We start from the raw sequence: 20,252 nt of genomic DNA, 5'->3' as shown, positions 1-20,252 counted from the left end.
CTTTACCGCATTCGGGCACCACCCGGCGACCACCGAGCACGAAATCGTCGGTCCTGCTTTGGAAGCCGAGGACTTGGGCCACGCCACCTGCCTCACCCCGGATCTCGAACCCACGATCCGTGCGCTGGCCGACCTCGAGCCGCGGATTCTGGCCACCATGCACGCACCGACGTACTACGGCGACTGCGTCACCACGCTTCACGATCTGGCCGACTCGTACGCTGCACGTTTCGCGGCCGAAACCGAAAGATGGAAGTCAGACTAGAGCCTGCACGTCCGACGTGATTCGCGCCGCGACGGACAGCGCAACATGCTCGCGGAACGGTCTCGCCACCACCTGCACCCCGATCGGTAACCCGTTGGGGGAGAGCCCTACCGGAACCACGACCGACGGGAGGCCGAGCACACTGATCGCCCGGCAACTCGCGAGCGCGTCCATCCATGTGAGTTCGCGACCGCCCACCTCGAAGCTCTCCACACCGAGCGGCGGAGCGAGCACCGACGCAACCGGCAGAAGCAGAACGTCGCCCATTTCGCCGAGGAATTCGCTGATCAACACCGCGCGATCCGCCCACAGCGCTTCCACCTCGGCGGAGCTCCGATCATGGCCTGCCGCAAGCATGGCGGTGATGTCCGCGTCGAAAGCGTGCGCTGAACCTTCCGCAAGAGCGTGGATGTCCGCGTGAGTCTCGACCGATCGCAACGCACCGAAAAGCGCGTTGGCCCGCGGCAGAGCCAGACCGTCGTACTCGCTCGCGTCCAGACTGATCGCAACCGACCGAACCGCCGCCAGGATGTCTTCGTCGACGGGCATCGTTCCCTCGCCGGGGGCCCAGCGGATGTCGAGGTCGTCGACGTCGACCGAATCAGGCTCGGTCCATGCGAGCTGCGGCATCGACAGAACGCGCAGCGCAAGCGTCGCATCACCGAGGTTGCGGGCCAGTGGGCCGACGGTCTGGATCGTGCCGTGCATCGCCACAGGGTTGGCGAGCAACCGTCCACCCGAAAGCACGCCTGGATACTGACCTTCCGGATCGACACGTCCGAGCGTCGGGCGAACGGAAGTGAGCCCGGTGCAGTGGGCGGGCCAACGCACCGAACCACCAAAATCCGTACCGAGTCCGAGCACGCTCATTCCGGCAGCAACCGACGCGGACTCGCCGCCACTCGATCCACCGGGCGAGCGGACGACGCCGTCCGGTCGCACCGGACTGGCCGTGGTTCCGAACAGTTCGTTTCGAGTCAGGCCGCACGCGCCGAATTCCGGGGTGTTGGACTTGCCGATCAGAATTGCACCGGCAGCCTTGAACGCTGCAACGGCCGGTGCATCGACGGCCGGGACGTTGTCCGCCAGAGTGCGAGAACCGGCGGTGGTACGCACGCCGGCAGTGGCGATCAAGTCCTTGACCGTGAACGGAACCCCGGCAAGGGGACCGAGTGTCTCGCCGAGAAGGCGACGTTCGTCCAGGGCGTCCGCGGCCGCCTGGGCCTCCTCGGCGCACACGGTGACCAGTGCGTTGAGTTCGCCATTGCATTCGTCGACCCGTGCGAGATGGTCTTCGACGACGGTCCGCGCCGACACCTGACCCGACCGCACGGCCTCGGCGATGGATCGGGCATCGCGGCCCACCCAGCTCTCACGACTCATCGCACGCCTCTCCTTGCCAGAACCCTCTGCCGAGCCTAAGGACGACGAGTGAGCCGAGAAACGACCACAATGCACATACCGACGGCTCCGGCGATGTGAGGTTTTGCCACAACGTCTGCAGCCCCGAGGGATCGGTCAGGTGTTGGTATCTACAAACCCTGCCTGATGAATGCAGCAAGCTTCTCGATCTGTTGCTCGTTTCGTTTGTAGTGCCTCCACTGGCCGATTCGTGTGGTGGTCACCAGATCCGCAGCCTGGAGTGCGGCCATGTACTGCGACGCCGTCGATTGCGACACCTTTGCCCTCGCCTGAATGTGCTTGAGGCACACTCCGACCTCCTCGGCAGGCTCGAGCTGAGGTGGAAAGCTTCCTGGGTCTTTCAACCACTGCAGGATTTGCACACGCATCGGGTTGGCCAGCGCCTTGAAGGCCGTTTCCCACTCGGTTGCTGTGTCTTCCATGCTCGTCAGCATACCGCTAGATCGCGAAATGCCGATATGTGTGGTTCACTCCCTATATCGCAACATCGCGATATACCAATGGGAGGCTGAAATGGTGCAGCACGACAAAGTGGCACTCGTGGTCGGAGCCCGAGGCGTGATCGGTGGGAACTTGATCGATCACCTCGAGTCGACCGGCGAATGGAAGATCGTCGGACTCTCGCGGCGAGGCGGTACGGATACCGACCGGGTCGAACACATCGCAGTCGACCTGCTCGATCCTTCACAGACCGCGGCAGCATTGAGCGGACTGGACGGCGTCACCCACGTCTTCTACGCCGCTTATCAAGACCGCCCGACGTGGGCCGAGCTGGTTCCGCCCAACTTGGCGATGCTGGTCAACACTCTCGATGCCATCGAACCCGTTGCGGGCGGACTCGAGCACGTCAGCCTGATGCAGGGCTACAAGGTTTACGGGGCACATCTCGGACCGTTCAAAACTCCGGCCCGCGAGAGCGATCCCCCGCACATGCCACCCGAGTTCAACGTCGACCAACAGCAGTTCCTCGAACGCAGGCAGCTCGGCAAGGCATGGACGTGGTCGGCGATCAGACCCTCCGTCGTCTCCGGATTCGCATTGGGTAACCCGATGAACCTCGCGATGGTCATCGCCGTCTACGCAACCATCTCGAAGAGATTGGGTGTCCCACTCCGATTCCCCGGCAAACCCGGCGCGTACACCAGCTTGATCGAGATGACCGACGCCGGACTCCTCGCCGAAGCGACGGTCTGGGCCGCTACCAACCCCGAGTGCGCAAATCAGGCATTCAACATCAACAACGGCGACCTGTTTCGCTGGCAGGAGATGTGGCCGAAGATCGCCGCATTCTTCGACATGGACGTCGCACCTCCGCTCCCGATGTCCCTCGATGTCGCAATGGCAGACAAGGAATCGGTCTGGGATGAACTCGTCGAAGAACATCAGCTTGCTCGGACCCCGTATTCCGATGTCTCGTCCTGGGGGTTCGGTGACTTCGTATTCGGATGGGACTACGACTTTTTCGCCGACGGATCCAAAGCTCGGCGGTTCGGATTCCATCGCCACGTCGACACCGAAGCGATGTTCCTGGACATCTTCGCCAATCTGCAAGCTCGGAAGATAATCCCCTGACTGGAAACACGGCCACTCGGATCCTACGAACACTGTCACTGTCGGACCCCACGACTAACGTCGTAGGCGGGGTTTGAAAAGCAGGGGTTTCGGCGAGTCGTCGGTAGGGCCCCATGCGCCCCCGGACCAGAGGAGCGACGATGTCGGACAATACTTTCGATCTGGAAATCCTGAGTGCCTGGACTACTTTCGAGACTCATCTCGCTCGCTACATCTCCGTGATGGAGGACGACGACACCCTCGTGGTGGAGTCGCATTACGACAGCATGGACGAGCTGGCCGACGCACCCGCGTGCATCCAGTTCTTCGCGTGGAACCAGACCTCCGTGCGCTGTGAAGTTCCTTCCAACAGGTTTCTGCATCCACTGCGGATGCTCGAACCGGAAGACCACTCCGCGTTACTCGACATGGGGTTCAACGCTCCCGACCTGTGCGAGCACGAGCCCGAGGGCAACGGGTCCATGTCCTTCTACATCGACGTCGACCGCGCTCATCCCGAGGAATTGGTGACGAAGGTGCTGCGCGTCTTCCGCGAGATGTGGAGCATCGCGCACCCGTCGTTCCTACGTGCCAGCACCAGTGGACGCGAGTCGACGCCTGCCTTCGCCACGACGCCGTCGCACGCACCCTCGGGTTCGGGCGACATGCTGCGGATCCTCGTCGACGGGGCCGTCGAACGCCTTCTCGGTCACCCGCCCAAGCGTGACGACGACGGCGACATCCCGTTGGTCCGGGGTGAGCAGGTCACCTATGTGCGCGTCCTCGAAGACGACGAGTACGTGGAGGTGTTCTCGCGGGTCGTGCATTCGGTCGAGAACCTCGACAACGCTGCTGTTGTTCTTGCACAGCTCAATCGGCAGTGGCCGACCATCAAGCTCATTCTCGTCGAGCAGAGTGTGCTCGGCGTCGTCCGCGTGGACGGTGCACCCTTCGTCGCCGAGCACCTCCTGCGGGCTCTGCGCTCGTTCGCCGAATTGGCCGAAGCATCCGACGAACTCGCCGAAGAACTGGGCGGGCAACCCATTCGCGCAACCGGAGACACCGCCTTCAACGACGGTATGGCCTCCGAGCACGAAGATCCCGGTGCCGAGTACGAGTCACACGAGTGCCACGAATTTCCCCCGGCACTCATGGCGCTCCTCGAACTCGACGCGGACGGAACGGGTGAGCTCAGCGCCGAAGAGGTTGCCGTGATCTGTGAGCACGACCGCGACACCATTCTCGACTACCTGCGGATCAGTCAAGAGCAGGAGACGGCGTGGCACGAGGCGTTGACCGAGTCCATCCGGCGCAAGGACGACGACACCGACCTGTGTGCGGGCGAAAAGCGCGCGTGGACGCACGCGATCCGCAACCTCAGGCGCGGACTGCGCGTCGTCGTACTTCCCGCCAAGGATGCAGCGCCGACCCAGCTCGGCCTCTTCGACGATCAGGCCTGAGAGCCGGAAAATCGAGCGCTGCTTGTCAGCCCGGTAGCGGAATGACGATGCCAGGCAGGATCTCGATCTGACGCGGCAACTGGGGGAGCGGCGGCACTTCGATCGGGGGTAAGCCCGGAATCTCGATGGGTGCCGGGGGAGCGGCCGCGCCCGTCGTGGGCGTACCCGTCCCGTCACCTGAGGTCACGCCGGAGTTGGCGGGAACACCAGCCTGACCACCGATGGGGTCCGGCCACGGGAAGCTCTCCCAGTCGGAACCCTTCAGCGCGCCGTCCATCGTGCTCTTCCAAATATCGGCAGGCACTCCGGAGCCGTAGATCAAACCACCGTAGGAGTTGGTGATGGCTTGCGCGTCGGAAGTTCCGATCCACACCGCGGTGGACAGCGACGGCGTGTACCCGACCATCCACGCATCCTTGTTCTGGCCCGTGTCACCGAGCTGCGCGGTGCCGGTCTTGGCGGCAGACGGGCGTCCACCGGCAAGCGCGTGACCGTTCGAGTACGACGCGATCGGCATCATCGCCTGCGTGATGTTGTCCGCAACAGCCGCATCGAGACGACGCTCACCGGGAGACACCGGGCGATCGAGCAGGACTTCACCTTCAGCCGTCACGACCTTCTGGATGAAGTGCGGCTGCTGGTACACGCCTGAGTTGGCAAGCGTCGCATACGCGGACGCCATGTCGATGACGCGAGACTGATACTGGCCGAGCACGATTCCGTTCTCCGGCGGACCACCCTCTTGCGTGAGCGTCGCGTAGTCGAGTCCGGGAATGTGTTCGGGTAGTCCGGCCAGGTGAGCGGCGTCGGCGATCTTCTGGGGACCGTTCTCCATCGAGAGCATCAACCGGTAGAAGCTGGTGTTCAGCGAGCGCTTGAGTGCCTCGGCAATGGTGCATCGACCACAGGATTCGCCGCCGACGTTTCCGATCGTCACACCGTTGATCGTGAGCGGTGAACTGTCGAACCGCGCGGACAGCGGAATATCTTCCATCAACGCCGCGACCAGGCCGAAGACCTTGAACGCTGAACCGGTCTGCAACGGCGCCTGGGCGTAGTCGAAGCCGGCTCCGTCGTCACCGCCGTAATAGGCGTCGACGCCACCGGTCTTGGGGTCGATCGACACAACAGCGGTCCGCAGGTCTTCCGGCTCGCCTTCGAGATTCCGCTTGACCGCGTTCAGCGCAGCTTCCTGCGCAACCGGGTCGATGGTCGTCGTGATCTGCAGGCCGGCGGTGTTCAACGTCTGATCGCTGATACCCGCCTCGGCCAGTTCCTTGAGCACCTGGGTCTTGATGTGACCTTCGGGTCCGGGCGCCTGGTTCAGATCGGTCGGCCGATTGGCAGGGGCGACAACCGGGAACTGCATCGCGTCGCGATCCGTCTTGGTCAGGCTGCCCAGTTCGACCATGCCGTTGAGAACGTAGTCCCAGCGTGCTTGCAGCGCGGACAGATTGGTCTCGGGGTCCAGGAACGACGGGCTCTGGATGACGGAGGCAAGAACTGCGCCTTCCTCGACGCTCAGCTCACTGACCGGCTTGTCGAAGTACGCGTTGGATGCGGCGGCGATGCCGTACGCACCGCGGCCGAAGTAGATGGTGTTGAGATACGCGGCAAGGATGTCGTCCTTGGACCACTCGCGCGCCATCTTCGCGGAGATGACGAGCTCACGCAGCTTTCGGTCGATACTGCGCTTGTCGCCCACCAACACGTTCTTCACGTATTGCTGTGTGATCGTCGAGCCACCGCCGGCGCTTTCCTTGCCCATCACGTTGTCGCGAGCAGCGCGAGCAAATCCGGAGATCGAAAAGCCCGGGTTGGTGTAGAAATTGCGATCCTCCGCCGAGAGCACCGAATCGCGGACGTGAATCGGGATGGCCGACAACGCGACCTCGGTCCGGTTTCCTTCCGCCGGCACCACTTTGCCCAGCACCGTCGTGCCGTCGGCCATGTAAATGGTGGACACCTGATTGGTCTGCATGTCAGAGGGGCGCGGGACGTCGGTCCGGCTGTACGCGACAGCAAAAACCGACGCAGGCACGATGATCATCAAGAGCACGAGAACGTAGATGGTCCGCCGGACGTACCGCCACTTCGAGCGCTGCTTCTTCGCGGGCTTGGCCGACTTGTTCGACCGGGGCGAATTAGCCGACTTGCCCGACCGAGCCGACGACTGATCGCCACCCGTCGCACTCGATCTGTTCGATGGACTCACTCAACACTCCCGGTCGTGGATCCGGACTTACCGGCACCATTCCACCAGGGTGATATCTCGATCAGATAACTCCCGGCAACTGCGATACCGAAATGTCACCCTACCGGGCCGGCTACTCGCGACGTTCTGCTCGGACCGCGTTCCGATATCCACGGAACGCCAGCCCGAGAGCGACGACGCAACCGAGCAGCACCAAAGACGGCATCACGCCGGGGTCGCCCTTGACTATCGCCACCACGGCTCCGATCAACGCCATCAGGGCGAAGACCGAGATGAAGCCGGCGATCAGCTCCATGCGCTGGGCGCGCGAAGCCCGCCTCATGTGAACCGCACGCAGGCGCGCATCACGACTTGACGCCGCCTGCGGTCAGACCGGCGATGATGCGTCGCTGGAAGATGAGAACCATGATGACCAGCGGGACCATCACGAGGGTGCCGCCGGCCATGATCGAGGTGTACGGCGTGACGAATGGGTCCGTTCCGGAGAACTTGGCCATCGCCACCGTGACGGGCGCGGTCTTGTCACTCGAGAGTTGGAGCGAGAGCAGATACTCGTTGACCGTTGCGATGAAAGCCAGGATCGCAGTGGTGAACAGAGCCGGCGCGGCGAGCGGCAGCATGATCAGGCGGAAGGCCTGGCCACGGGTGGCGCCGTCGATACGCGCCGCCTCTTCGAGTTCCCACGGGAGTTCGGAGAAGAACGACGTCAGCGTGTAGACCGTCAGCGGCAGCACGAACGAGATGTTCGGGATGATCAACGCTTTGTAGCTGCCGATCCAGCCGATGTCGGTGAACAGCTGGAACAGCGGAGTCACAAGTGCGACGACCGGAAACATGGACGCACCGAGGATGATTCCGGTGACGAAGTATTTGCCACGGAAATCGAAACGCGAGAGCGCGTACGCCGTGAACACGCCGATGACCAAGGCGATCAGCGTGGTCGCACCCGCGATGATGAGGCTGTTCATCAGTGCACGGGTGAAGTTCACCTTGGCGTCGGGATCGAGCGCCGCGGTGAAGTTGGACAGCGTGAGATTGGTGGGCCAGAGCGACGTCGAGAACGTGTCCGCCGGGTCGCGCAGCGCCGTCACGATCATCCAGTAGCAGGGAGCGAGTCCCCACACGATGATCAGTACGACGCCGATGTAGGTGCCGATCTTGCCGCGTAGTGCCTTGTTCATACCGGCTCCCCCTTCCGCTGCTTTTCCTGCGTGCTGACCGCATTGGCTCCGAGGAATCGGACCAGGATGAAGGCCACAGCGAAGATGATGAGGAACGTGATGGTGGACAGTGCCGACGCCGAATTGGCGCCGACGCGCATCTGATCGACCACCAGCACCGAGATGGTGGAGGTGGCCGGGTTGGATCCCATCATGATCGCGGGCAGGTCGTACATCCGCAGAGCGTCCATCGTGCGGAAGAGCACCGCCACCATGAGGGCGGGCTTGACCAGCGGGAGCGTGATCATGCGGAAACGCTGCCACGCCGTCGCGCCGTCGACCTTGGCGGCCTCGTAGACGTCGGCGGGAATCATCTGCAGACCCGCGAGGATCAGCAACGCCATGAACGGCGCCGTCTTCCAGACGTCGGCGACGACGATCGCGAATCGTGCCGGCCAGGGATCGGCCGTCCACAGGATGTTGGTGCCGAGGATCTTGTTGGCGATGCCGTCGTTGGCGAAGATGAAGAACCAGAGCTTCGCGGTGACGGCGGTGGGGATGGCCCAGGGAATCAGCACGGAGGCGCGGAGCAAACCGCGTCCGCGGAACGTCTTGGCCATGATCAGCGCCATCGACAGACCGATCACCGTCTCGAGCAGGACCGTGACGACGGTGAAGCCGAACGTATTTCCGATCGACTGCCAGAACTGCGATCCGAGTGTGCCGGGCGGGCAGGGAATCGAGCCGTTGGCGGTGTTGCAGGACTGGGTGATCCAGTTCTTGTAGTTGTCGAACCACGTGAACTGACCGGTGACGAACATGCCGGTCTCGGGATCGAGCTTCTTGCCGTCGCTGTGCATCGACATCCAGATCGCTCGTCCGAGCGGATACAGAATGATGACGGCGAGAACGATCAGCGACGGTGCGACGAACGCCCACACGGGAACTCGTCGACGCTTCTTCGGCTTGTCGGCCGACGCAGGCGGGGGCGAGGTCGGTGGGGGTGGAGTAGCTGCAAGGTCAGGCAGAACCTTGGTCAGGGAAATCCCTGCTGCCTCGGATGCCGACGGCTCTTCTAGCGGTTCCGGTGCACGGTGTCTCCCACCAACGCCCGAACGGTCGGGACCGGTTGAACCGGCCCCGACCGTGGGGTTGGTAGGCACAGCCGCGGAAGGATCCTGCGGTTCTGCCATTGCTTATTGCTCCTGGTAGATCAGTTACCGGCGGTTTCGATGCCGGCCTTGGTGTCCGCCAAAGCCTGCTCGACGGTCTTCTCGCCGCGAATAGCAGCGTAGGTGTTGTCGGAGATCGACTTCGACACCTGCGTGTAGTACGGCGTGACGGGACGCGGCTGAGCGGTAGCGAGTGCTTCCTTCAGGGTCGCGAAGTACGGGAACTGAGCGAGCACTGCCGGGTCGTCGTAGACAGCCGAGAGGACGGGTGCGCCGCCGACCTCGGTGAAGTACGTCTGCGACTTCTTGGTCTGCATGAACTCGAGGAAGTCACGAGCCGTTGCCGGTGCGTCCGAGTACGCGCTGATGCCGACGTTGTAGCCACCGACCGTCGAAGCACCCGGTCCGTCGACACCCGGAAGAACGGTGTAGCCGTACTTGCCGGCAACCGAGGTCTTCTCACCGTCGACCGAGAAGCCGGACCATGTGCGCATGAAGAGTGCCTTGCCCTCGCCGAATGCGGTCTGCGACTCGCCCTCGGAATAGGTCAGTGCTTCCTGCGGGATGGTGTTGTCGGCGAAGTTGTCGACGATCGACTGAACGCCTGCCTTCGTCTTGTCGTCGATGGCCGGGGTGAGTCCGTCCGGGCCGACCCACGGGCCGTCGAAGGCGTTGGTGATCTCGGTGGTGTTGACCGTCAGGCCCTCGTAGTTCTTGAACTGACCGATGTAGCAGGAGATGCCGGCTTCGACAGCCTTCGGGCAGTTTTCCTTGAGCTCGGCCCACGTGGTGGGAGCCTTCTCGACGAGGTCCTTGCGGTAGTACAGGAACGCGGCGTTGGTGTTCTTCGGCGCTGCGTAGAGCTTGCCGTTGTAGGTGCCCGAAGCGACGGTCGACGGCAGGAGGCCGGACTCGTCGATCGCGAGGTCACCCTCGAGCGGCAGCAGCCAACCGTTTGCGGCGAACTGGGCGGTGTTGACGACGTCGACACCGATGAGGTCGTACTCGTCGCTCTTGGCCTGCATGCGCTGGGTGATGTCGTCGACCTGCGCGTTGGCTTCCTTGGCCAGCGGCTTGAGCGTCACCTTCTCGTCCGGATGCTCGGCATTCCAGTCGGTGATGATGTTTTCGAGCGCCTCGTTCAGGGCATCCTGCCCCTCGACGATCGTGATGGGTCCGCGGCCTTCGCTCGAGGACGATCCCCCGGATGCGGCCGTCGTGCTGGTTCCGCTGTCCTTGTCCGAATCGGACGAGCAGCCCGCCAGTACCAGCATGGACGCTGCCGTGGCTGCAATTGCAGCGCGGCGCATCGCCTTCGAGTTCAGAACCATGGATTCGCTCCCCGTATGTGTATGACAAATAGACGGTCACCGAGAGCCTGCTCACGGCATGCGCCATGAGTGCCGGCTCCCGGCATCGGCCCCTACTGTGGCACGAGACACCCGTACTTGTGGGTATTACGCCGAACCTGAATCGGTCATGTGTCGTTTGACAGGTCCACCTAACCCAGGCGGCGCCCGTCGGTGGTGGCAAAAATGTGCACCTTCTCGGGGTCGACGCGCAGGTTGACGCGCTCGCCCTTCTGGGGCGGATTACGCCAGTCACCACGCGAGACGATCTGCTGCAACCGTCCGCCGATCGTGGTCCGGCCGTAGACGTAGGCGTCCGAGCCGAGTTCCTCGACGACGTCGACCTCCATCGGCAGGCCTTCGGCGGCGATCTCGAGGTGCTCGGGGCGAATACCCAGGACAACCTCGGTTTCGACGACGCCGTTCATCGTCGCGCGCGGAACCGGAACGATCCCGTCACCGAATGCGACGCCACCGTCGACGACGGGGAGGGTGAATAGGTTCATCGCGGGCGAACCCATGAAGCCGGCGACGAAGACGTTCTTCGGCTTGTTGTAGAGCTCGCGCGGCGAGGCGCACTGCTGCAAAATTCCCTTTTCGAGGACGGCGACGCGGTCACCCATCGTCATGGCCTCGACCTGGTCGTGAGTCACGTAAACCATCGTCGTCGCGAGGCGTCGTTGCAGCTGAGCGATCTGCGTACGCGTCTGCACACGGAGTTTCGCGTCGAGGTTCGAGAGCGGCTCGTCCATCAGGAAGACCTGCGGCTGGCGGACGATGGCGCGGCCCATCGCCACTCGCTGACGCTGACCACCGGACAGCGCTTTGGGCTTGCGATCGAGGTACGGCTCGAGGTCGAGCATCTTCGCGACCTCTTCGACGCGGGCGCGGATCTCCGTCTTGTTGGTTCCGGCGAGCTTGAGCGCAAAACCCATGTTCTCGGCCACCGACATGTGCGGGTACAGCGCGTAGTTCTGGAAGACCATCGCGATGTCGCGCTCTTTCGGCTCCTGACCGGTGACGTCTCGGTCGCCGATGAGGATGCGTCCGCTGTGGACGTCTTCGAGCCCGGCGAGCATGCGCAGGGTTGTCGACTTTCCGCAGCCGGAGGGTCCGACGAGGACGAGGAACTCGCCGTCCTCGATCTCGAGGTCGAGCTTGTCCACTGCCGGAGTGTTCGATCCGGGGAACAGGCAGGTGGTGCTCTCGAAAGTCACTGAAGCCATGACGGGGTTGATCCCTTCTACCGGCAGGAACGTGCCGGACGATCCAAGTTGAGGGTGAGCGTGTGCGCTAGCAGCATAAACGTCCGTGTCGGCGCGCGAGCGTAGTCTTTCACGGTGAGTTCGGAGAAGATGCTGACCCGCATCGGTGCGCTGCTTCGCCAAGCGGAGTCCACCGACAATCCACACGAAGGCGAAGCCTTCATGGCCGCCGCGCAGCGGTTGGCCACCAGTTCCGCCATCGACCTGGCGGTCGCGCGTGCGCACACCGCGTCCTCGGAAAAACGTGCGACGCCCACGCAACGGCTCATCACCATCGGCGAACCGGGCAAGCGCGGACTGCGAACATACGCCCAGTTGTTCATCGCGATCGCCGCTGCCAACGACGTGCAGTGCGATATCGCTCAGACGTCGGCCGTCATCTACGCCTACGGCTTCGCCGGGGACATCGACGTGTGCGAGGCCCTGTACTCGAGCCTGCTCTTCCAGATGGTGCGTGACTCCGACGCGTACGTGCGCTCCGGGGCGTACCGCGGCGAAACGTCCGTGCGGACCGTCGTCGAAACTCGTGGACGACGCCGCGTCAACACTCAGGTTCGCAAGCCGGTCGCCGGAGTGACGGCGCGGCTGAACTTCCAGATGGCGTACGCGTCTCGCATCGGCGCTCGGTTGGCCGAGACGAAGCAGGAGACGGAGAAAGCCGCGATCGCCGAATCGGCCGCGTCGTCCTCGGAAACTGCACTCGTGCTGCGTAACAAAGAAATCGAGCTAAAGGATTACTACTCGTCCAACTCCAAAGCGCGTGGGACGTGGCGGGGCGGTGGCCGCGCGAGTGCCGGGCATTCCTCGCATGCTCGACGAGCGGGTGATCGGGCGGCACGCGCCGCACGTCTGGGTAGCCTTCCGGAGATCGGCGGGGTGCGCGGGCAACTCGACTCATGAGGGATACCCAGCGCAGTGCGGTTTACGAGGCAGAGACGTTGGTACGCACCATGTTCGATCGCGCCGACGAGCGCGGACTCCGGAGCGTCGAGGTCATGGGTTCCACCATCACGCTGCCGGTCGAGCGCAAATTCGGCTCCGTGGAGTCGGTCCAGGCGTACTGCGATCAGCTACTCGGATTGAACTGGGTACGGGAGACCTTGCCTCGCGCAACCGTTTCGGTGTCCGTGCGATCCCGAGCCGGCAACGCTGCCGCCCACTACTCGAACGACGTCATCGCCGTTCCGGACAACCGTGACGGCCGGTGGGCACTGCGCGAATTCGTTGTCCTGCACGAACTCGCGCACCACCTCGGCGACCCCGCCTCCGACGAGGCTTCCCACGGGCCCGAGTTCGTCGACCGCTATACGAACCTGGTCGGCGAGATCATCGGACCCGAGGCGGCCTTCGTTCTTCGCGCGATGTTCCTTGCCGGTGGTGTCCGGACAAGTTGAGGGTTGTCAGCCCTCGGCGAACCCGGTGGCGTCAGAACCGGTCGGCTGGAATACTCGGCCTATGGATGCGCCGCGCAAATTAGTCCTGGTCAAGGATGGATCCGAACATCCCGATCCAGCTGTTGCCGTGCGCAAACCCCCACTGATTCGTGAAGCCTACGGACGAGTGCTGCGGGAGGTTCGACGCGATCAGGACCGAACTCTCGACGACGTAGCCGCCAAGGTCGGGATGTCGAAGCAGTACCTCTCCGAGATCGAACGGGGCAGGAAGGAACCGTCGTCGGAAATTCTGCGCGCAATCTGCGAAGCGCTCGGGATGCCGCTCGAGCATCTGCTGTTCCGAGCGGGCAACAGGATCGTTGCGCTCAACTCCCTCACCTTCGGGCACTCTCCCGCACCGATCTCGGGTCCCGTCCTGATGGCGGCCTGATCAGTAGGGCGACCTAGTCAGTTTCCTTCGATGAGGGTGTCGGCCAGTCCGTAGGAGATTGCGTCGTCGGCGGTGAAGATCCTGTCGCGATCGGTGTCCTTACGGAGCCGCTCGACGCTCTGACCGGTGTGCTTACTCAAAATCGCCTCGGTCTGCTCCCGGATTCGCAGGATCTCGGCTGCTTGAAGCGCGAGGTCCGAGATGGTGCCACTACCTTGCGTCGACGGTTGGTGCAGCAGCACCCGCGAATGGGCGAGAACATGCCGATGGCCGGGAGTACCAGCGGCCAGAAGCACTGCAGCAGCCGACGCCGCTTGACCCATGCAGTACGTGGAAATGGTGGGTTTCAAGAACTGCATCGTGTCGTAGATCGCGAGCATCGCCGTAGTGGAACCACCGGGAGAGTTGATGTACAAACCGATTTCGCGATCCGGGTTGTCGGCCTGCAGATGCAGCATCTGAGCCATCACGACATTGGCGACGCCGTCGTCGATCTCCGTGCCCAGAAAGACGATGCGCTCGTTGAGCAGCCTACTGAAGATGTCGAAAGACCGCTCACCCGTTGGTGTTCGCTCGATGACACTGGGAATCGTGTACTGGGACATGACGTCACAATCCGATCTTGGGGAAGGTGGCCTGCGGGGCGATCTCGGCGAAGGACGTCACGACGCGGTCGACGATTCCGTATTCGCGCGCCTGCTCGGCGGTAAACCAGCGGTCTCGATCGCTGTCGGTCTCGATCTCTTCGACGGTTCGGCCCGTTTCAGCGGCAAGGATTTCCTGCGATTGACGCTTCATCAGTTCGAGGCTCTCGGCCTGAATCGCGATGTCCACAGCAGTGCCGCCGATACCGGCCGAAGGTTGGTGCATCATGATGCGGCTGTGCGCCAGGCTGATTCGCTTGCCGTGTGTACCGGAGCAGAGAAGCACCTGGCCCATGCTGGCGGCGAAACCCATCGCGACCGTCACGACGTCGTTGGGGATGAGCTTCATGGTGTCGTAGATGGCCAGACCGGCAAACACCGATCCGCCGGGTGAATTGATGTAGAGCACGATGTCGCGCTTGGGGTCGGTGGTGGCGAGGAGTACCAGTTCCGAACACACGCGTTCGGCCATGGCGTCGTTGACCTCGCCGGTGAGCAGGATGGTTCGCTGTCGGAAGAGCCTGTCTGTCAACAGGTCACGGTAGCCGCTATCGGTGGGCGCTTCGGTAGTCATGAATCCATTCCTACCGGCGCGGCGGTGCCGCGGCCCCGCCTGTCTGCTGTGGGCAGACCACCCCTGTCTGCACCCCCTGCTCGTGCACCCCGTTTCTGAGCGAACGGCATGTTCAGTCGATCTAAGGCGCCGAAAGTGCCGTTCGCTCGAAACGGGGTGGGAAGAAAGCGGGCATACCGGTCACCAACTGCGGCGGTAGCGGTACCGCGCACACCCGGCCATGATGGGAGAAGACAACCATTCCTCTCGTCAGGAGCGTGGCATGACTCGTCCGGTACGCATCGGTGTTCAACTCCAACCTCAGCACGCACCCGACTACGGGTTGATACGCGACGCCGTCTTGCGGTCCGAGGACGCCGGGGTGGACATCGTCTTCAACTGGGACCACTTCTACCCGTTGACCGGCGATCCCGACGGCGCCCACTTCGAATGCTGGACCATGCTGGGAGCCTGGGCCGAGCAGACCGAACGCGTCGAGATCGGCGCCCTGGTCACCGGTGGTGGCTACCGCAATCCGGATCTGCTGGCCGACATGGCGCGAACCGTCGACCACATCAGCGGCGGACGGCTGATCCTCGGCATCGGTGCCGGCTGGTTCGAGAAGGACTACGACCAGTTCGGCTACGACTTCGGTACTCCTGGTTCACGACTGAAACTGCTGGGCGAATACCTCCCCCGCATCACGGGCCGCCTGGCGAAGGGCAACCCGCCGCCGACGCGCAACATCCCGGTCCTCATCGGCGGTGGCGGTGAGAAGAAGACCCTGCGCTTGGTCGCCGAGTACGCCGACGTCTGGCACAGCTTCGGCGACCGTGAGACACACTTGCGCAAGTCGGACATCCTCTCCGACCATTGCGCAGACGTGGGCCGGAACCCGATGGAAGTGGAGCACTCGGTGCCGTGGCCTGGGCTCGAGAATGCAGCCGACCTGGTCGCCGACGGTGTCTCGCTCTTCACCGTCGGCGTCAGCGGACCTGACTACGACCTGACGACGCTTGTCGAGGCCATCGGCTGGCGCGACGACAACACCGCACCTGCATTGAGCGGACTGGCCTGAGGATTTCCCAACACTTCGTCGTTGTCGGCGCCGAGAACGGGCGGCGCCGACGTCAGACGTGGCCTCTGGCCGGAGAAGTTGACCGGAAAGGCCACTTGCTTCAACGGTCCGAGCGTCGGATGGTCGACGGTTCCGACCATGCCGAGTGCGGCGGTGTGGGGATCGGAGTAGATCTCGTCGAGATGCCGGATCGGTGAGACCGGTACGGCGCGCTCGGCGAGCAGAGCGCACCAGTATTCGACGGTTCCGGACGCGAAAGCGCTGGTGAGTTCTCGTTCCAGACTCTCGCGGTTCTCCACCCGCTCGCGGTTGTGCACGAAACGAGGATCGGTCGCCAGTTCGCCTCGACCGATCGCCTCGCACAGCGACGCCCACATCGAGTCGTTGCCGACGGCGATGACGAAGTACCCGTCGCTGGCAGGAAATGCTTGGTAGGGAGCAAGATTCGGGTGACCGGAGCCCAACGCCGTAGGCCGCTCACCGGTGGCGAAGTAGCTGGTCGCCCAGTTCACGTGCATGGCGAGTTGGCACTCGTACAGCGACGTGGTCACGTACTGTCCGCGCCCGGTCCGGCCCCGCTCGACCAATGCAGCCAGCACCCCGACCAGTCCGAACAGCGCTGCACCCAAGTCCCCCAACGCAAATCCGGACTTCATCGGAGCACCACCCGGTTCACCGGTGAGCGACATGAGCCCACCCGCGGCTTGCGCGATCATGTCGTACCCCGGTTCGTCGCGCAATGGCCCTTCTTCACCGAAGGCAGAGATGTGCAGGGTGATCAGATGTGGGTATCGCTCGGACAGTGCTTGGTAGTCGAAGATCTTCTGTAATCCACTGCCGGGCTTGAAGTTTTCCACGACCACGTCGGTCTCTTCGAGCATGCGGTGGATGATCTCCTGTCCTTCGGCCGACTTGAGGTCGATCGTCACCGACTTCTTGCCGCGGTTGATCGCGAGATAGTAGGCGGCATCGACCCCGACGAAGGGAGGCCCCCACGAACGTGTGGGGTCGCCGCCCTCGGGGTGCTCGATTTTGGTGACGTCCGCTCCGAGATCGGCAAGCGACATAGTTGCGTACGGTCCGGCAAGGATCTTCGACAGATCGAGAACGCGGACACCGGCGAGAGGTGCGGGTCCTTGGGGAGAATTCACCGGTGAACTCCTGCCACAGAGAGGAACTCGGCGACGACCTCGCGTGCGTCATCCAACTCCACGTCGCCGCCATCGGTAATCACGTCGAGATTGCCGAGCGCAGCCGACGGCACCTTCCCGGCAAGACCGGCCAGGTAGGAGTTCGCCACCAACAGCGACCGGTACCCGCGACCTTCCCGGATGCCGTGATCCGCAAGATCGAAGAGCAGGGTCGCCATGACGGTACGAGCCAACTCGTCGGCATATTTTGCACTGGCAGCCTGGGCGGCATCGTCAGATCCGGCGATCAGACGATCTCCCTCCTCGACCAGTTCCTCCCAGCGCTGCAACAGAACTCCGGCCCCGGCGTCACAGTCAGGTCCGACAGTGGACAGGATGTCCGTCATCACTGCCGCGACCGTGCGGTGCGAGCCGAACTTGCGCAGGCACCGAAGTACGTCCAGCGCAATGACATTGCTCGAGCCCTCCCAGATCGAGCCGAGGTGGGCGTCTCGCACGAGTCGCGCGTTCACCCATTCCTCGATGTAACCGTTGCCACCGCGCACCTCCATCGCTTCACCGGTGACCACCCGCGCACGTTTACAGACAAAGTGTTTGGCGATCGGCGTCAGCACCCTGATCAGCGCTCGCGCCTGATCGTCTCCGCCGTCTGCAGCCTGAAGACACTGCGCGCTGTACGCGACGAGAGCCAGCGAGGCTTCGGCATCGAGCGCAAGAGGAAGAAGAGTCGCCCGCATCAACGGCTGATCGAAGAGCTTCTTACCGAACACGACTCGGCTCTTCGAATGTTCGACGGCTTCGCGGACTGCTCGGCGCATGAGAGCACTCGACCTCATCGCATTGGACAGCCGCGACGTGTTGACCATCTCCGCCATCTGGCGGAACCCTCGATCGAGTTCACCGACCTGGAGTGCGTGCGCGCGGTTGAGTGTCACCTCGCCGCTGGGCATGGAGCGCGTGCCAAGCTTGTCCTTGAGTCGATCGATCGTGAGGTTGTTGCGTTCGCCGGATTCCAAAGTCTTGGGAACCATGAACATTCCGACTCCACGCGTCGAACCATCCTGTCCGCCTGGGAATCGTGCGAGGGTGATGATCACGTCGGCGTCGGGATTGGAGGCGAACCACTTCTTGCCGGTCAGGACCCATCCGTCACCGTCGCGTTGGGCACGCGTTTCGGTGCAGGCGATATCGGTGCCGGCCTGAATCTCGGTCATGAACATCGCGCCCGTCTTCGCCTGCTCGGGGTCCGTCGACGTCAACGCGTCGATCCAGGGCGAGAACACCGCCGGATCACCGAACATACGCAGGGTCCGCGCAGCCGCATCGGTCATCGACACCGGGCAAGCAAGCCCGAACTCTGCCTGCACGAAGATGTACGACGCCAGGTACTTCGCGAGTGGAGCGGGCACGGAGTCCCATCCGTGCAAGCCTTTTCGATGCGACATCGCGGAAAGGCCGTACTCGTTGTACGCCGCCCGGCACAGTTCCAGGTAGGCCGGGTGATAAGAAATCCGGTCGACGCGATCGCCGGCCTTGTCGAACTGCTGCAGCACAGGTGGGTTCTTGTCTGCGATGTCGGCAAGCTCGGACAACCGGCCGGCGGCATCTCGGCCCAGTCGGTCGAGCAAGCCGTTCAACGTCTCCCGGTCCGCCCCGACGGTCCATCTGTCCACAATCGCTTTCAGAGCAGGGTCGGTGTGTGCAAAGTTCATCGGTGGTCAACGCCTTTCAGGGTGGATGCGTCGGTCATGTTCGAGGAGTCCATCGCCTCGGGTCCAAGAGCGTGCGAGTGCAGCGCACTTCTGCGCAGCAAAGCCGTCATACAGACAAGGGAGAGAACGACATAGACGAGCCCGAGAGCCACGACCGGCCAGATCGAGTTGGTTCGCGTCAGCAGATACTGGCTGACCATCGGGGCCGTTCCGGCGAATACGGCCGTCGACAGTTGGTACGACAGGGAGATGCCCGTATACCGAACGTTGGTGGGGAATACCTGCGCCAGAATGCCGGCCAGCGCGGCGTAATACATTGCGTGAGGTGCCGTCGCGAGGACCATACCCAGAATCGCCAAGGGAACGGAGCCGGTCTGAACCAGCAGGAACATCAGCGGTAGGAGCACGAGTTCCGGTAGCAGCATCCAACGGACAGCTTTCGACGGATCGATCCGCGTGGCCAGCACGGCGCCGAAAGGCTGTACAAGTGTCTGGGCTATCAGTGCCACGGTGATCACGAGGAGGAAGTCGCTGCGCTCGAATCCGAGATCCGTTGTCGCCCAAGAGAGCGCAAAGGTCGTCTTGACGTACGTGATGGCGACGCCGGCAACCACGGCACCGACGCCGAGAGCAAGTTCGACGGGATGCGAACGAAGAACCTCGACCAGCGGCATCCGTGTACGTTCCTGTGCCGCAACGGCCTTCTTCATCTCGGGCGTCTCGGAGATATGCAGTCTGATGTAGAGGGCGACGATGACCAACGCTGCGGATCCGAGGAACGGCAGGCGCCAACCCCACGACTCGAACACCGAATCCGACATCAGGGTCAGGCCTAGGAAAGCCAGCGTCGCGAGCAGATTGCCGACCGGTGAACCCTGCTGCGCAAACGCGCCGTAGAGCACCTTCTTCTTCGGGGGAGCGAACTCGGTGGCGATCAGTACGGCACCACCCCATTCGCCGCCCATGGCAATGCCCTGGAGAACGCGAAGTGCAACAAGCAGTATAGGTGCCCAGATCCCGATCTGGGCGTACGTAGGGAGGAGGCCGACCCCGACAGTTCCCAACCCCATCAGCGCGAGGGTGATGATCACGGCGTTCTTGCGGCCGAACTTGTCTCCGAAATGACCGAAGACCACTCCGCCGACCGGGCGAGCAACGAATCCCACGGCAAAAGTTGCGAAGGCAGCGAGTGTTCCCACCGCCGGCGACGCGTCCGGGAAGAACAGCGGGCCGAGCACCAGAGCGGATGCGGTTCCGTAGATGTAGAAGTCGAACCATTCGATGGTCGTTCCGACAAACGCCGTAATGCCGGCCTTCCGCGCTTGCTTGGTGCTGTATTCGGGCGGATTGGTGTCGTGACCTGGGTGTTGATCCACGGTTCTCCCTGATTCTCGCGTCGGGCATCACCAAGGGATGCAATGTGAGGCGTGA

At 63.1% G+C, this 20,252-nt stretch carries 19 protein-coding genes and 1 pseudogene; 7 read left to right on the top strand and 13 right to left on the bottom strand.

Annotated elements, in window-relative coordinates; all coding sequences use genetic code 11:
- Positions 1 to 265 (top strand): annotated as a pseudogene (locus tag ACFT1A_RS30110) (MBL fold metallo-hydrolase); the annotation flags it as partial.
- Here ACFT1A_RS30110 and ACFT1A_RS30105 read toward each other — a convergent pair.
- Together ACFT1A_RS30105 and ACFT1A_RS30100 are read right to left on the bottom strand one after the other, a co-directional pair.
- Positions 257 to 1,648 carry an amidase gene (locus ACFT1A_RS30105; protein ID WP_378449998.1) on the bottom strand — a complete coding sequence of 464 codons (1,392 nt, stop codon included), beginning with the start codon at positions 1,646 to 1,648 and terminating at the stop codon, positions 257 to 259. The pseudogene ACFT1A_RS30110 and the gene ACFT1A_RS30105 overlap by 9 nt on opposite strands.
- 149 nt (positions 1,649 to 1,797) lie before the next feature.
- A complete protein-coding gene (locus ACFT1A_RS30100) occupies positions 1,798 to 2,109 on the bottom strand; it encodes a helix-turn-helix transcriptional regulator (protein WP_230817715.1) in 312 nt (103 codons plus the stop codon).
- A 91-nt stretch (positions 2,110 to 2,200) separates the two neighbouring features.
- Here ACFT1A_RS30100 and ACFT1A_RS30095 point away from each other — a divergent pair, with 91 nt between their 5' ends.
- Together ACFT1A_RS30095 and ACFT1A_RS30090 are read left to right on the top strand one after the other, a co-directional pair.
- A complete protein-coding gene (locus tag ACFT1A_RS30095) occupies positions 2,201 to 3,259 on the top strand; it encodes an SDR family oxidoreductase (RefSeq protein WP_378449997.1) in 1,059 nt (352 codons plus the stop codon).
- A 140-nt stretch (positions 3,260 to 3,399) separates the two neighbouring features.
- Entirely contained in the window at positions 3,400 to 4,698 is a 1,299-nt protein-coding gene (locus ACFT1A_RS30090) for a hypothetical protein (RefSeq protein ID WP_317553928.1), read from the top strand.
- A gap of 25 nt (positions 4,699 to 4,723) precedes the next feature.
- Here the strand turns inward: ACFT1A_RS30090 and ACFT1A_RS30085 are convergent, their stop codons facing one another.
- The 6 genes from ACFT1A_RS30085 to ACFT1A_RS30060 all read right to left on the bottom strand — a co-directional run bounded on the left by ACFT1A_RS30085 (position 4,724) and on the right by ACFT1A_RS30060 (position 11,820).
- On the bottom strand, positions 4,724 to 6,913 hold the full coding sequence (locus tag ACFT1A_RS30085; RefSeq protein ID WP_378449996.1) for a transglycosylase domain-containing protein: 2,190 nt from the start codon (positions 6,911 to 6,913) through the stop codon (positions 4,724 to 4,726).
- A 112-nt stretch (positions 6,914 to 7,025) separates the two neighbouring features.
- Positions 7,026 to 7,235, bottom strand: coding sequence for a hypothetical protein (locus ACFT1A_RS30080; protein WP_019746112.1), 210 nt, complete (start codon positions 7,233 to 7,235; stop codon positions 7,026 to 7,028).
- A gap of 22 nt (positions 7,236 to 7,257) precedes the next feature.
- On the bottom strand, positions 7,258 to 8,094 hold the full coding sequence (locus ACFT1A_RS30075; RefSeq protein ID WP_003946046.1) for a carbohydrate ABC transporter permease: 837 nt from the start codon (positions 8,092 to 8,094) through the stop codon (positions 7,258 to 7,260).
- Positions 8,091 to 9,266 carry a carbohydrate ABC transporter permease gene (locus ACFT1A_RS30070; RefSeq protein ID WP_378449995.1) on the bottom strand — a complete coding sequence of 392 codons (1,176 nt, stop codon included), beginning with the start codon at positions 9,264 to 9,266 and terminating at the stop codon, positions 8,091 to 8,093. The genes ACFT1A_RS30075 and ACFT1A_RS30070 overlap by 4 nt, the downstream gene beginning before the upstream one ends.
- Positions 9,267 to 9,286: 20 nt before the next feature.
- Entirely contained in the window at positions 9,287 to 10,576 is a 1,290-nt protein-coding gene (locus ACFT1A_RS30065) for an ABC transporter substrate-binding protein (protein ID WP_378449994.1), read from the bottom strand.
- 170 nt (positions 10,577 to 10,746) lie between these two features.
- Positions 10,747 to 11,820, bottom strand: coding sequence for an ABC transporter ATP-binding protein (locus ACFT1A_RS30060; protein WP_378449993.1), 1,074 nt, complete (start codon positions 11,818 to 11,820; stop codon positions 10,747 to 10,749).
- 114 nt (positions 11,821 to 11,934) lie between these two features.
- Here ACFT1A_RS30060 and ACFT1A_RS30055 point away from each other — a divergent pair, with 114 nt between their 5' ends.
- The 3 genes from ACFT1A_RS30055 to ACFT1A_RS30045 all read left to right on the top strand — a co-directional run bounded on the left by ACFT1A_RS30055 (position 11,935) and on the right by ACFT1A_RS30045 (position 13,683).
- The gene (locus ACFT1A_RS30055; RefSeq protein WP_378449992.1) at positions 11,935 to 12,759 is read left to right on the top strand and encodes a DUF2786 domain-containing protein; all 825 of its coding nucleotides are present in this window, start codon (positions 11,935 to 11,937) and stop codon (positions 12,757 to 12,759) included.
- The gene (locus ACFT1A_RS30050) at positions 12,756 to 13,253 is read left to right on the top strand and encodes a TIGR04338 family metallohydrolase (RefSeq protein WP_378449991.1); all 498 of its coding nucleotides are present in this window, start codon (positions 12,756 to 12,758) and stop codon (positions 13,251 to 13,253) included. Before ACFT1A_RS30055 ends, ACFT1A_RS30050 begins: the two co-directional genes overlap by 4 nt.
- 61 nt (positions 13,254 to 13,314) lie before the next feature.
- On the top strand, positions 13,315 to 13,683 hold the full coding sequence (locus ACFT1A_RS30045; protein WP_378449990.1) for a helix-turn-helix domain-containing protein: 369 nt from the start codon (positions 13,315 to 13,317) through the stop codon (positions 13,681 to 13,683).
- Between the two features lie 17 nt (positions 13,684 to 13,700).
- Here the strand turns inward: ACFT1A_RS30045 and ACFT1A_RS30040 are convergent, their stop codons facing one another.
- Positions 13,701 to 14,288 carry an ATP-dependent Clp protease proteolytic subunit gene (locus tag ACFT1A_RS30040; RefSeq protein ID WP_003945993.1) on the bottom strand — a complete coding sequence of 196 codons (588 nt, stop codon included), beginning with the start codon at positions 14,286 to 14,288 and terminating at the stop codon, positions 13,701 to 13,703.
- A gap of 4 nt (positions 14,289 to 14,292) precedes the next feature.
- Positions 14,293 to 14,901 (bottom strand): ClpP family protease, encoded by a 609-nt coding sequence (locus ACFT1A_RS30035; RefSeq protein WP_378449989.1) that lies wholly within the window; start codon positions 14,899 to 14,901, stop codon positions 14,293 to 14,295.
- Between the two features lie 262 nt (positions 14,902 to 15,163).
- Between ACFT1A_RS30035 and ACFT1A_RS30030 the strand changes: the two genes are divergently transcribed.
- A complete protein-coding gene (locus ACFT1A_RS30030; RefSeq protein WP_378449988.1) occupies positions 15,164 to 15,958 on the top strand; it encodes an LLM class F420-dependent oxidoreductase in 795 nt (264 codons plus the stop codon).
- On the opposite strand, the gene ACFT1A_RS30025 is transcribed toward ACFT1A_RS30030, so the two are convergent.
- The 3 genes from ACFT1A_RS30025 to ACFT1A_RS30015 are packed head-to-tail and all read right to left on the bottom strand — an operon-like array spanning position 15,880 to position 20,197.
- Positions 15,880 to 17,109: a CaiB/BaiF CoA transferase family protein gene (locus ACFT1A_RS30025; protein WP_378449987.1), complete on the bottom strand. Its 1,230-nt coding sequence runs from the start codon at positions 17,107 to 17,109 to the stop codon at positions 15,880 to 15,882. The two genes, ACFT1A_RS30030 and ACFT1A_RS30025, sit on opposite strands and share 79 nt — an antisense overlap.
- Positions 17,106 to 18,821 (bottom strand): acyl-CoA dehydrogenase family protein, encoded by a 1,716-nt coding sequence (locus ACFT1A_RS30020; protein ID WP_378449986.1) that lies wholly within the window; start codon positions 18,819 to 18,821, stop codon positions 17,106 to 17,108. The genes ACFT1A_RS30025 and ACFT1A_RS30020 overlap by 4 nt, the downstream gene beginning before the upstream one ends.
- Entirely contained in the window at positions 18,818 to 20,197 is a 1,380-nt protein-coding gene (locus ACFT1A_RS30015; protein ID WP_378449985.1) for an MFS transporter, read from the bottom strand. The genes ACFT1A_RS30020 and ACFT1A_RS30015 overlap by 4 nt, the downstream gene beginning before the upstream one ends.
- Positions 20,198 to 20,252 lie beyond the last annotated feature (55 nt).

The sequence above is a fragment of the Rhodococcus sp. NPDC057135 genome (genome assembly GCF_042670865.1).
GTDB lineage: Bacteria > Actinomycetota > Actinomycetes > Mycobacteriales > Mycobacteriaceae > Rhodococcus_F.
The sequence above is the reverse complement of the archived record's forward strand: the minus strand, read 5'-3'. Positions and strand labels throughout refer to the sequence as shown.

Bases quoted from the DNA above. Each gene is read 5' to 3' on its own strand.
- ACFT1A_RS30105 (WP_378449998.1), bottom strand. From the start codon at position 1,648: ATGAGTCGTGAGAGCTGGGTGGGCCGCGATGCCCGATCCATCGCCGAG.
- ACFT1A_RS30100 (WP_230817715.1), bottom strand. From the start codon at position 2,109: ATGGAAGACACAGCAACCGAGTGGGAAACGGCCTTCAAGGCGCTGGCC.
- ACFT1A_RS30095 (WP_378449997.1), top strand. From the start codon at position 2,201: ATGGTGCAGCACGACAAAGTGGCACTCGTGGTCGGAGCCCGAGGCGTG.
- ACFT1A_RS30090 (WP_317553928.1), top strand. From the start codon at position 3,400: ATGTCGGACAATACTTTCGATCTGGAAATCCTGAGTGCCTGGACTACT.
- ACFT1A_RS30080 (WP_019746112.1), bottom strand. From the start codon at position 7,235: ATGAGGCGGGCTTCGCGCGCCCAGCGCATGGAGCTGATCGCCGGCTTC.
- ACFT1A_RS30075 (WP_003946046.1), bottom strand. From the start codon at position 8,094: ATGAACAAGGCACTACGCGGCAAGATCGGCACCTACATCGGCGTCGTA.
- ACFT1A_RS30070 (WP_378449995.1), bottom strand. From the start codon at position 9,266: ATGGCAGAACCGCAGGATCCTTCCGCGGCTGTGCCTACCAACCCCACG.
- ACFT1A_RS30065 (WP_378449994.1), bottom strand. From the start codon at position 10,576: ATGGTTCTGAACTCGAAGGCGATGCGCCGCGCTGCAATTGCAGCCACG.
- ACFT1A_RS30060 (WP_378449993.1), bottom strand. From the start codon at position 11,820: ATGGCTTCAGTGACTTTCGAGAGCACCACCTGCCTGTTCCCCGGATCG.
- ACFT1A_RS30050 (WP_378449991.1), top strand. From the start codon at position 12,756: ATGAGGGATACCCAGCGCAGTGCGGTTTACGAGGCAGAGACGTTGGTA.
- ACFT1A_RS30045 (WP_378449990.1), top strand. From the start codon at position 13,315: ATGGATGCGCCGCGCAAATTAGTCCTGGTCAAGGATGGATCCGAACAT.
- ACFT1A_RS30040 (WP_003945993.1), bottom strand. From the start codon at position 14,288: ATGTCCCAGTACACGATTCCCAGTGTCATCGAGCGAACACCAACGGGT.
- ACFT1A_RS30035 (WP_378449989.1), bottom strand. From the start codon at position 14,901: ATGACTACCGAAGCGCCCACCGATAGCGGCTACCGTGACCTGTTGACA.
- ACFT1A_RS30030 (WP_378449988.1), top strand. From the start codon at position 15,164: ATGACTCGTCCGGTACGCATCGGTGTTCAACTCCAACCTCAGCACGCA.
- ACFT1A_RS30020 (WP_378449986.1), bottom strand. From the start codon at position 18,821: ATGAACTTTGCACACACCGACCCTGCTCTGAAAGCGATTGTGGACAGA.